Source organism: Corynebacterium sp. HMSC06C06 (genome assembly GCF_001807295.1).
Taxonomy (GTDB): Bacteria; Actinomycetota; Actinomycetes; order Mycobacteriales; family Mycobacteriaceae; genus Corynebacterium; species Corynebacterium striatum.
The window spans coordinates 103259-113979 of the sequence record NZ_KV788491.1 but is presented as its reverse complement, the minus strand read 5'-3'; the positions used below and the strand labels follow the sequence as shown (position 1 = coordinate 113979).

Annotated in this window: 13 protein-coding genes; 9 read left to right on the top strand and 4 right to left on the bottom strand. The window is 56.5% G+C overall.

Going from position 1 to position 10721, the window contains the following annotated elements; genetic code table 11:
• Nucleotides 1-1025: 1025 nt before the first annotated feature.
• The gene (locus HMPREF3153_RS06470; protein ID WP_193387746.1) at nt 1026-2066 is read right to left on the bottom strand and encodes a pseudouridine synthase; all 1041 of its coding nucleotides are present in this window, start codon (nt 2064-2066) and stop codon (nt 1026-1028) included.
• On the opposite strand from HMPREF3153_RS06470, the gene HMPREF3153_RS12730 reads away from it, so the two are divergent.
• From HMPREF3153_RS12730 to HMPREF3153_RS06455, 4 genes are all read left to right on the top strand, one after another.
• A complete protein-coding gene (locus tag HMPREF3153_RS12730) occupies nt 2014-2157 on the top strand; it encodes a hypothetical protein (protein ID WP_005529397.1) in 144 nt (47 codons plus the stop codon). The genes HMPREF3153_RS06470 and HMPREF3153_RS12730 overlap by 53 nt on opposite strands.
• 43 nt (nt 2158-2200) lie before the next feature.
• Nucleotides 2201-3097, top strand: coding sequence for a universal stress protein (locus HMPREF3153_RS06465; protein ID WP_005529399.1), 897 nt, complete (start codon nt 2201-2203; stop codon nt 3095-3097).
• A gap of 161 nt (nt 3098-3258) precedes the next feature.
• A complete protein-coding gene (locus tag HMPREF3153_RS06460) occupies nt 3259-3522 on the top strand; it encodes a GlsB/YeaQ/YmgE family stress response membrane protein (protein ID WP_005529400.1) in 264 nt (87 codons plus the stop codon).
• Nucleotides 3523-3599: 77 nt separating this feature from the next.
• Nucleotides 3600-4208, top strand: a complete 609-nt coding sequence (locus HMPREF3153_RS06455) for a TetR/AcrR family transcriptional regulator (RefSeq protein WP_046645855.1) — start codon at nt 3600-3602, stop codon at nt 4206-4208.
• Here the strand turns inward: HMPREF3153_RS06455 and yidC are convergent.
• Complete coding sequence (gene yidC / locus HMPREF3153_RS06450) at nt 4165-5133, bottom strand: membrane protein insertase YidC (protein ID WP_049146760.1); 969 nt, start codon at nt 5131-5133, stop codon at nt 4165-4167. The two genes, HMPREF3153_RS06455 and yidC, sit on opposite strands and share 44 nt — an antisense overlap.
• A gap of 60 nt (nt 5134-5193) precedes the next feature.
• On the opposite strand from yidC, the gene HMPREF3153_RS06445 reads away from it, so the two are divergent.
• Nucleotides 5194-5925, top strand: a complete 732-nt coding sequence (locus HMPREF3153_RS06445; RefSeq protein WP_070420368.1) for a class E sortase — start codon at nt 5194-5196, stop codon at nt 5923-5925.
• Complete coding sequence (locus tag HMPREF3153_RS12725; protein ID WP_046645857.1) at nt 5926-6078, top strand: hypothetical protein; 153 nt, start codon at nt 5926-5928, stop codon at nt 6076-6078.
• 22 nt (nt 6079-6100) lie between these two features.
• Here HMPREF3153_RS12725 and HMPREF3153_RS06440 read toward each other — a convergent pair whose 3' ends face one another.
• Nucleotides 6101-6658 (bottom strand): DUF2020 domain-containing protein, encoded by a 558-nt coding sequence (locus tag HMPREF3153_RS06440; protein WP_049146823.1) that lies wholly within the window; start codon nt 6656-6658, stop codon nt 6101-6103.
• On the opposite strand from HMPREF3153_RS06440, the gene HMPREF3153_RS06435 reads away from it, so the two are divergent.
• Nucleotides 6657-7829, top strand: coding sequence for a sensor histidine kinase (locus tag HMPREF3153_RS06435; protein WP_049064301.1), 1173 nt, complete (start codon nt 6657-6659; stop codon nt 7827-7829). The genes HMPREF3153_RS06440 and HMPREF3153_RS06435 overlap by 2 nt on opposite strands.
• A gap of 42 nt (nt 7830-7871) precedes the next feature.
• Complete coding sequence (locus HMPREF3153_RS06430; RefSeq protein WP_005529414.1) at nt 7872-8510, top strand: LuxR C-terminal-related transcriptional regulator; 639 nt, start codon at nt 7872-7874, stop codon at nt 8508-8510.
• A 19-nt stretch (nt 8511-8529) separates the two neighbouring features.
• On the opposite strand, the gene HMPREF3153_RS06425 is transcribed toward HMPREF3153_RS06430, so the two are convergent.
• Complete coding sequence (locus tag HMPREF3153_RS06425; protein ID WP_034657035.1) at nt 8530-9162, bottom strand: DUF6474 family protein; 633 nt, start codon at nt 9160-9162, stop codon at nt 8530-8532.
• Nucleotides 9163-9225: 63 nt separating this feature from the next.
• Here HMPREF3153_RS06425 and HMPREF3153_RS06420 point away from each other — a divergent pair, with 63 nt between their 5' ends.
• The gene (locus tag HMPREF3153_RS06420; protein WP_172453485.1) at nt 9226-10692 is read left to right on the top strand and encodes a TM0106 family RecB-like putative nuclease; all 1467 of its coding nucleotides are present in this window, start codon (nt 9226-9228) and stop codon (nt 10690-10692) included.
• Nucleotides 10693-10721 lie beyond the last annotated feature (29 nt).

The window sequence follows — 10721 nt, the reverse complement described above, 5'->3', positions numbered from 1 at the left end:
GGCCCCTGACTACAACGTCAGGGACCAGCCCTCTTTTGATCGTTATGCCGTAGTTGGCCACGGCCTTAGCGATGAGCAGTGCATCAGTTCTTGGAGGTCTTCTGGTTCGATCCAGGTGCCGGGACTCGGAACGATATGCACCGCAAGATTTGAGATTTCTCTCCTACGACTCGCTTAGAAGGGGCGGGTTTGAAGAAGGTGTTAATGACGGTTGAAAAGTAGCCCAGTAGCAGCGGTCGAATGGTAGCCCATTCAATCAGAATTGGAAAGGTGGTTTCCATGGATAATTGGGCGCAGATTCGAGTACTGCGCGCGGAGGAAGGCGATTGGTTGTGCGGGTCGGCTATACGTTTCCTTGTCTTATTCTCTGATATCGGTCGGCCTAGCTGGTTGTCTTTTTCTCCATTTGGGCTCCAGGGGTGGATCGGGCCGGGTTTCTATAACTCCGTATTCAGTCTCTTCTGTTTCAAATCACATCATTCCTTTGGCCCGGCGTGGTTTCGTTTCAAGTCTGGTGTCGTTAGGGAATGCTGGAGTGTTTGTATTGAGGTCGCCCGTAGCCTTGGGCGGGGCATTTTGTCGATCCGATAGGTTTTAATGCCTGGGAGCGGGAACTCGACTAGTGGTTTCCGCTTTCTGTTGTAGCGTCGTGGTCTTGTCTTTGGGAGCTGCGTGGGGTTAGGCCTCAGATCGGCGGGGCTTGTTTTGTTGATATTCCTATCGCGCGTTGGTGCATGGGGGCGCCTTCGATTTGGTGCGGTAGGCGAGCCTATTTGCGTCGTGATCTATCCCGCTGCGTGCGATTAGGGCCAAGCGTTTGTCGCCTAGAAGTCGTTGTTTGCGACTTTAGGTGAGGCCAACGTCTCCGGTGATGGTCTGATTTTCTCGTTATTTTGGGAAATTAATCTTGGGCAACTGGGTGTTTATTGCTTGTTTCTGTGTTTGGGCGTATCAATAGCCGTGTTCGGTTTGCATCATTTCCGCTGCTTATTTTGTCGCTGGGATCGACGTACGAATTACAACATTTATGGGTGGAGGAAATGATGGGCTACTAAAGGTAAATTCGAAACGAATTCCCTTGGTTTTCCAGTCAGAGGATCGATGAACTCGATGCGTGTCGCGGTGAGATGCATTGGTACGCGCATGTCTTCGGCGTCGGCGGGGAAGGTAACCGGGTAGACGGGGTCGCCAAGGATCGGCACACCGGCCTCCCACATATGTAGGCGAAGCTGGTGCGTCTTTCCGGTCTTCGGCTTGAGCGTGTACTTAGCCAAAGGCGGCTGCGGACCGTGAATAGCTTCGTAGGGTTCGTTATCCACGGGGTTAACGCCGGCAACCTCAGTGAAAGCATTTGGTTCGCCCGCTACCAGCCTGCCCTGGATCTCACCCGGGGTTTTCTCAATGCGTGACTCCCACATGGCGCCGACGGGGACGTCGGAAAGTGGGGCGATAGCCTCGTAAGTCTTGTGGACTCGTCGTTCCGCAAACAGTGTTTGGTAGGCGCCACGAATTTCTTTGGTCTTTGTAAACACGAGGATGCCTGACGTGAGCCGGTCTAGCCGATGCGCGGGCGACAGGTCATCGATGCCCGTGATGCGCCGCATCTGAACCGTGGCGGACTGCACGATGTGCTTGGCACGCGGCATCGTGGCCATGAAAGGTGGCTTGTCGACCACCAGCAAATGCTTGTCTTCAAACAGGATCGGAATGTCGTAAGGTACCGGCTCCTCCGGTGCAGGGATCCTATAGAAGAAGACGTCCTGGTCCTTGGTGAGCAGGGTCTCTGGTTTCAGCACTGTTTGATCGCGCAAGACCACTTCGCCTGCGTCGAAGCGTGCTTGGAGCGCCGCCGCGTTGTCGTCTGGGTGCCGGTGGCGTTGAGTCTGAATGAGGTGCTCGAGAAAAGCCCAGGCTGAAATAGAGCCTTCCGGTACACGCGCACGGGTGGGGTTCAACCCATCTTTAATCGGCAACGGGCTGAAGCCTTTGCGCATATGTACTAGTCTGTTCTCCATGGATTTTGACTCTCTTCTTGCACCGGTTATTGAATTCTTCTCCACCGGCATTGGCGCTGTAATTGCCAAGGTCGCGGAGTTTATTTACAGCGTACTTTTCCCAGCTAACGCAGGCGCTGCAACAACTGCGGAGATTGGTTAATACGTACTACACTTGATGGTATAACCACCTGAAAGGAAAGAACATGGCCAAGGAAGACATTGTTGTTGTTGCCGTAGATGGTTCGGAAGCCTCCAAGAACGCTGTTCGTTGGGCAGCTAACACTGCCCTCAAGCGTGGTATTCCTCTCCGCATTGCCTCCAGCTACACGATGCCACAGTTCCTCTATGCAGAAGGCATGGTTCCCCCAAAGGAGCTCTTTGAGGATCTGCAGGCTGAAACCCTCGAGAAGATTGAAGAGGGTCGCGCGATTGCGCACGAGGTTGCTCCAGAGCTGAAGATCGGACACACCGTCGCAGAGGGTTCCCCGATTGATATGCTCCTGGAGATGTCCCAGGACGTCACCATGATTGTCATGGGTTCCCGCGGCATGGGTGGCCTCTCCGGCATGGTGATGGGTTCTGTTTCCGCTTCCGTGGTTTCCCACGCTGCCTGCCCGGTTGTTGTTGTCCGTGAGAACAACAACGTCACCGAGCTGAACAAGTACGGTCCGGTTGTTGTCGGTGTCGACGGTTCTGAGGTTTCCCAGAAGGCCACCGCGTACGCTTTCAAGGAAGCTGACGCTCGTGGCGCAGAGCTGATTGCGGTTCACACCTGGATGGACATGCAGGTTCAGGCTTCCCTCGCCGGACTGTCCGCAGCCCAGGCTGAGTGGGCAGAAGTCGAGAAGGAACAGGCGGAGCTGCTGACCGAGCGCATCGCTTCCTTCCAGGAGGAGTACCCGAACGTTCAGGTAAAGAAGCTCATCGCCCGCGACCGTCCGGTGCGTGCGCTTACCGACGCCTCCGATGGCGCCCAGCTGCTCGTCGTTGGTTCCCATGGACGTGGTGGCTTCAAGGGCATGCTGCTCGGATCTACCTCCCGTGCACTGCTGCAGTCGGCGCCTTGCCCAATGATGGTTGTGCGCCCAGACTCTGCTTAATAGCTGGCAACCAGCCGAATTGGCTGGCAATCTACTAACGATTGAGACACGATTTTAGGAGCGACCTGCGGAAAGGCAGATCGCTCCTTTCTTTTTCCCAAAAATGCTGGAACCATGGCACCTGTAGCTGAAACAACTGATACTAAAAGGAGAAGATTGCTATGGGTATGGGTCTAGGATTCTTTGGTTCGATTATCGTGGGTATTATTGCTGGCTGGTTGGCTGAGAAGATCATGAAACGCGATCACGGCCTGCTGACTAACCTTATCGTCGGTGTGCTTGGCGGTCTCTTGGGCGCAGGCATTATGTCCTTCTTCGGTTCGAGCTCCCCGAATGGCTGGATCATGATGATCGTCGTCGCCACCTTGGGTGCTTGTTTGCTTCTGTGGATTGTTGGTCTCGTTACCAAGAAGTCGGCGAAGTAGATCCGAATCTAATTCGCAAACATACCGGTTTGTCTATATTGTGTAGATGAACCGGTTTCGTCGTTTTAGGAGAGGATATGCCAGAAAAGAAGTCGCGCAGGAATCGTCCGAGCCCGCGCAGCCGACTCCTCGAGTCCGCGACCAATCTCTTTACCACTGAGGGCATTCGTGTCATCGGCATCGACCGCATTCTCCGCGAAGCTGACGTGGCCAAAGCATCCCTTTACTCCCTCTTCGGCTCAAAAGACGCACTCGTCATTGCGTACGTAGAGTCCCTCGATGAGAAGTACCGAGCTGACTGGGAAGCGCGCACTGAGGGGCTTACGGATCCGCACCAGAAGGTGCTTGCGTTCTTTGATAAGGCAATCGAAGAACAGCCCGATATGGAATTCCGCGGCTCGCACTTTCTCAACGCAGCGGGCGAATACCCGCGCCCCGAAACTGATGCTGAGCGGGGAATCGTTGCAGCCTGTATGGAGCACCGCAATTGGATGCACTCCACTATGACGGCACTGCTGACTGCGAAGAATGGCTATCCCTCGGCAACACAGGCTAGCCAGCTACTTATTTTCCTAGATGGCGGCATGGCCGGTGCTAGGCTGACCCGCGAACTATCGCCTCTTAAGACGGCGCGGGAACTCGCTATTCAGCTTCTTTCTGAGCCGCCTGCTGACTATTCAATCTAATTTGCTTGCGCGCCTCACCCAGGATCTGGGCGTGGTGCTTGCGCTTTGCACGTAGGTCTTCCTTGCTGAGCCCTTCGGGATTCTTATTCTTTTTGGTGTCCTTGTTGCGCCAGGCGCGGAAGCTATCACGCCGCAGCTGTATCACGGCGTCGGTAAGCGGGTAACGGCGGTACATGATGTATTCGTAGACCAAAGTTTGGACCAGTGTGTAGAGATAGGTCCAAGCCCAATAGAAGATGATGGCGACAGGGATTGGTCCGCTCATTGCTGCGCTCCACAGTATCCATGGCATCAAAATGATCATCGAGAACATGAACCAGAACATGCGTCGTGGCACTTTCTCATCGAACTGCAAGGTGAGGAAGCTGCGGTATTGGGTGATGATCATGTTAAGAATGGTGAAGCCGATGGCCAGCACCAGGATGGGAACTACAAGATCACGGTGTTCACGGGCAAAGTCCGTAATCGGCACACCGTTGAGTAGCGCAGCGCGAAATGACGTGACATCGCCAGGTGTGAGCAGGCCGACGTGGTCCACTTGTCCGATGCGCGAGGCACGCAGCACAACTTGGTAGAGGCCGAGGAAGAAGGGCACAATGATGAAAACAGGTAGACAGCCCACGAGCGGGTTGTACTTATAGCGCTCGTGTAGTTCTTTTTGATCCTGTAAGGCTGCGACTGCCTCCTCTACCGTGGTTGCGGCGTCAAGCCTAGCTTTAATTGCATTGGCTTCGGGGCGCATCAAAGCACTGATGCGACCTGAGCGAACGGACAGCCAGTTCAGTGGTGCGATGAAGCTGCGAACAGTAAGAACGAGGAATACGATCGCCACGAGCCAGGCCATGGATTCATCAAGAAAAGAGGCAAAGAGCAGGTGCCATAGTTTCAAGATGCCGGAAACGGGGTACATGAAAACTTCGAGCATGATTGTCCTTTGCGATCCATGGATAGGGCACTCTTACTGTACAGCGGTTAAGGTAATTCCATGACTAAGACCGGAGTGAGCACCGTCATCGGTGAGTTGATGCTGACCGCTGGCGTGATCTTGCTGCTTTTTTCCTTCTATGAGGCGTATTGGACCAATCTAGAGTCCGGGAAGTTGCAGGACAAAGCCAATGAGAAGCTCGATACCCAGTGGCACAACCCTCGCGGTAAACTAAAACCCGAGCTTGGCGAGGCTTTTGCGCGTATGTATATTCCTACCTTCGGGTCCGATTTCCACTTTGCCATCTTGGAAGGCACGGAAGATGAAGACCTCTTACGCGGACCTGGACATTATGCCGACACCCAGATGCCAGGCGAGTTAGGAAATTTTGGTGTGGCGGGTCACCGCGTGGGTAAAGGTGCGCCTTTCAACGATTTGGGCAATCTTGAGACCTGCGACGCCATTGTGATTGAGACCCAAAGAGAGTGGATTACCTATCGCGTCATGCCAATCGATGGCGTGCAGGCCGATTGTTTTACCCCGGAACAGCAGGCTAAGCCCGAATACCAGGGCATCAATGGCCGCCACATAACGCTGCCCGATGATGGTGCCGTAATTAACCCCATCCCAGGGATGGATACGCCAGTGGAGCAGGCATCAGAGGCCTTGCTCACCCTAACCACTTGCCACCCGCAGTTTTCGAATGCAGAACGCATGATCGTCCACGCGATGGAAGTCGGGCACGAGCCGAAGGTAAAGGGACAGATCCCGGCCGTACTGGAGGAGAGTTAAATGTACCGCGCACTTTGGAATCTTTTGCCAGGCCCCACAGTGGTCAAGGTGATACTCGCGATTGCGATTGCGGTTGGAGTGTTCTTCCTTCTTATGGAAGTTGTTTTCCCGTGGGTCTCGACGATGATGCCGTACAACGACGTCGCAGTCTAACGTCGCTTCAACTCCTGAGGGCTTAGAGCGCCAGGTTCTTAATCGTTTCCTTGGTAATAAGCTCCGCCTTCAAGGTCTGCGCCTGGTTGGACCAGACGAGCACGGCCTTGTTGTCCTTTTGCACCGCGAAGACCGAGTAGGAATCCTCGAAGACACCACGTCCGCCGGACCAGCCATCGAATTCCGCAGGCTCTGTGGAGTCAACGGGCGCTGCCCAGTCAACCACCGCACGAGCTTCTTCTACCGAGGGCATTTCGCGAACGATGACTGTGGCCTGTGGGTCCTCTGGGTAGGACCAGAAGATGCAAGCGGGCGTCTTAAAGCGCTGATCGACGGCCACACGGGTCATTCTCTGGCCGTTGGTATCGGCAACCCACTGGGAGTCCAGGTAAGGGCAATCCTGGTCGGCGCTGGCCTCTGCGGTGGTGTCGATGGGCAAACCGTCGTTGGGTAGTGCCGCGGCGGTGGGGGAGGCGTCGTCAGGCGCTGCCGAAAGTTCGGGGGAAGATAAGCCTTGGGAATCGCAGGCAGATAGGGCGAGCGTGACGACCATGAGGGAGGACAGTAGGCTTTTTCGCATGATGTCCACAATAGATCAGCGCTCGCCAGATACGGAGGCCTTGCGCAACGGCATCCATATTCTTACTGCAACGTTGCTTGTCGTTGCGATTTTTACCACCGTGCGTTTGCCGCTGTGGCAGGCAGTCATCAACCTGTTGTTGTTGACCGCTTTTGCAGTGGTTTACTTCGCGGGTTCCGTCTACGTGGAGCAGTGGCCGCGTGGGGCGCGGTACCTGTGGCTCGTCATTCTGACGGTGGTGTGGCTGGCGGACATGTTCGTAGCTCCGGCAGCTATCTACTTGGTCTTCGCCCTTTTCTTCCTCTACCTTTACGTGCTCGACTTGTATGCGGGTGTGGTCTGCGTAGTTATCGCGACGATCATTTCCGTTACGGTGCAGATTCCTGGGGGTCTGACCTTCGGTGGCGTTATGGGCCCAGCGGTCTCTGCACTGGTGACCGTGGCGATCTATTATGCGTTTCGTGCCTTGTCCCTGATGAACCGTGAGCTGATTGAGACCCGCTCTCAGCTGGCAGAGTCAGAAAGGGAGAGCGGAATGATTGCTGAACGCCAGCGCATTGCGCACGAAATCCACGATACTCTCGCCCAAGGCCTGTCCTCCATCCAAATGCTGCTGCACGCAGCGGATCGAGATCTCGACACAGAAGACGTGCCGCGCGCCAAAGAGCGTATCGAACTTGCACGCCGCACCGCAGCAGATAACCTGCATGAAGCGCGCGCCATGATTGCAGCACTCCAGCCGCCAGCGCTTGCTGAGGCCTCCCTGGAAGGGGCGCTCACGCGCATGGCGGAGAACTTCGCTGCCACGAGCGGGCTTGACGTTGAAGTCGACTCTGAGGGCGACGTGCTCAAATTGCCGATGAAGGTCGAGGCTGCCCTCTTGCGCATCGCGCAGGGAGCGGTGGGCAACGTGGTCAAACATTCGGAGGCAACACGTGCGCGCATTACCGTAACTTACGCGCCGGGTGAAGTGCGCGTGGACGTAGTCGATAACGGGCACGGTTTTGACGTAACGGCAGTACAGAACAAACCGGCGGGGTTGGGGCACATTGGGCTCTCGGCGATGCGCCGACGCGCGGAGGAGCTCGGCGGCGAAGTGATCATTGAGTCCACCCCGGGGTCAGGTACCGCGGTGTCAGTTAGTATGCCCTTAGATAACCCTGTAAATTAAACTTTTGGATGATTTTCTCAACCACTTTAGGAGGAAGAGCACGTGATTAGGGTCTTGCTGGCAGATGACCACGAGATCGTTCGCCTCGGGCTGCGATCTGTGCTCGAAGGCGCAGAGGACATTGAGGTTGTCGGCGAGGTAGCAACGGCGGAGGCTGCGGTTTCCGCGGCGCAGGCCGGCGGTATCGACGTGATCTTGATGGATCTTCGTTTTGGCGCAGGAATCGAGGGCACGCGCGTGATGGGTGGCGCTGAGGCAACCGCGGCCATTCGCTCCTCGATGAGCACTCCACCAAAGGTCCTGGTGGTAACAAACTATGACACGGATGCAGATATCCTCGGCGCCATCGAAGCAGGCGCTGTGGGATACCTGCTGAAGGATGCGCCGCCGCACGAGCTGCTGGCTGCCGTGCACTCGGCCGCGGATGGTGACTCTGCGCTTTCGCCGATTGTGGCGGACCGTCTCATGACGCGTGTGCGCACCCCTCGTACCTCGTTGACTCCACGCGAGCTAGAGGTACTCAAGCTCGTGGCCGCGGGCGCGTCAAATCGCGAGATTGGACAGGACCTTATGCTTTCGGAAGCCACGGTGAAGTCGCACCTGGTACATATTTACGACAAGCTGGGGGTGCGCTCCCGTACTTCTGCTGTAGCAGCAGCCCGCGAACAAGGCGTTCTTTAGAAGGGGCTTTTGTCGGAACTTAGTCCTGTAAACGCTTCTGGATTTCAGCAGTGATGTTATCGATCTCGCCCTCGATGGTCTTGTGAACACGGCGGCGCTGCTGATCGGTCATGAACTCAGCGTTATCGATGGAGGCTTCCACCTCGGTCAGGCGCTCCTTGATGTCGCGCTTAAAGCCAGCCGGAAGGTTGGATTCCTTAAGGGAGTTACGGATACCTGTGGTGCGTGCCTTCAGGGAAGCTCCATGGCCGGAGAAGGAAGCGAGCTGGTCAGTAGTCAGGCCTGCCTTTTTGGCACGGTTGGCCTCCAGCTGGCCTTGAGCGGCTACGACGCCGCGGTAAATGAGCGGCAGGAGCAGCGGCGCAGCGGTTCGCAATGCGCCTGCGTAGCGCTTGACATTGTTCTTGTTTAGACGGCCATTCTTGAGCTTATCCAGCTCCAGCTGTGCCATCTTCTTTTCATGCTTGCGGCGCTTCTTTAACCCCTTTTCCTCGGACTTGATGAGTGCCTTCTCTTGCTTTGCCAGCAGCTTCTGCTGGCGCTTCTGTGCCTTGGAGGCTTCCTTAACTTCCGCCTTTACGCGGGTTTTAGCTGCTTTGAGCTCCGCGCGTGCTTCGCGGCGGGCCTTCTTAATCTTCTTAATAATGCTCATTTTCATCCTTTGCTTTTTGTCTGGGTTCAACTTTACCTTGCTGTTCTATTAAGCTCACCCGTTGTGAAGGATGTGCTTGGTGCTGCGGACCTCGTGGGGTGTCGTTATAGGCTCGTGCAGCGGCGTGCCCACCCGGAGATTCCGCGCACGCATGCTTCGCTGGCTAGGGCCGAGCGGCATGCTGCGGCTGTCGACGCAGCCTTGGCGAATTTGCCGGTTAAGGCACCCGGGCGTTTCCGACGCATCGATATTGAAGGGGATGAGTGGGAACGCTCCATGGCCACGCTGGAGGCGCTGGCTTATGGCTACACGCACATCACTAATGCCGTCTTTGCCACCGATGAATGGAAGGTGGAGGTAGATCTTCTCCTGCAAGAGGGCGAAAAGTACACACCAGTTATCGTGTCGAATCACCGCGTCGCTCGGCGCAATGAGAGGGCACGCACTCTGGCGGTGCCGACTCATCGCATCGGTTTGAGCGAGCCGCTTGAGATGCCGTACAAGATTCGCCACCATGCCGTGGATGGTTACCGGCTGGCATTTGCGGCGCTGGCGCTGGAGGAGTTGGGCTTGAACTCTGGCCGGGGCGGCGCGATAGGGCAGGATCGCTCCCAAGCCTTTTTTACTGACACGTCCCGTTACAACGTTGAGGGTGCGCTAGCGCAGCCTCTGCCGACGGGGCCGCGTCGGGTAAAAGAATGTGCGACGTGCCGTTTCTGGCAGCTTTGCGAGCCTGAGTTGGTAGAGCGCGATGATATCTCGTTGTTCTTGCCGGGCGATCGTGCGAACCCATACCGGGAGCGCGGCATTGAGACAGTGCAGGCGCTTATCGATGCCCACCTTGGCGAACCCTCTCAGTTGGCCCAGGCCTGGCGGGAAGGGCAGCCGCTGCTGCGGCGCGCGGCGGCGTCGCCAAGCGTGGGCATCGAAGTGCCCCGTGCCGACGTGGAAGTAGACGTGGACATGGAGGCCTATCTCGACCAAGGCGCCTATCTCTGGGGTGCTTGGTACCAGGGCGAGTATCGCGCATTCGTGACGTGGGAGCCGCTCGGTGGCAGAGCTGAGGCGGCAAACTTTGAGGAATTCTGGTCCTGGCTCATGGGCCTGCGCGCGGAAGCACACGCTGCGGGTAAGACCTTTGCTGCGTATTGCTACTCGGCGCACGGGGAGAACCACTGGATGCGGATGTCAGCGAAGCGCTTTGGCAGACCTGCCCTGGCGGAGGTGGAGGAATTCATCTCTTCGGGCGAGTGGGTCGATATGTTTGTGCATGTCAAGCGTAATTTCGCGGGCCCTTATGGCCTGGGGCTGAAGACGGTGGCGCCGCTGGCCGGATTTGAGTGGCCGGAGGACTTCGACGGCGAGGAATCCGTCAACGCAAGGCGCGAAGCTTTGGCCGGTGATCTTAAAGTTCGCCAGCAGATCCTTGACTACAACGCAGGCGATGTACAAGCCACCCGCGCAATCCGCGAGTTCATGAGCGCCGGCGCGCCAGGCGTGCCCAATCTTGGAGCCATTTCCGTCCCCTAGGCCTTAGACCTTTTACCTTGACAGTGAAT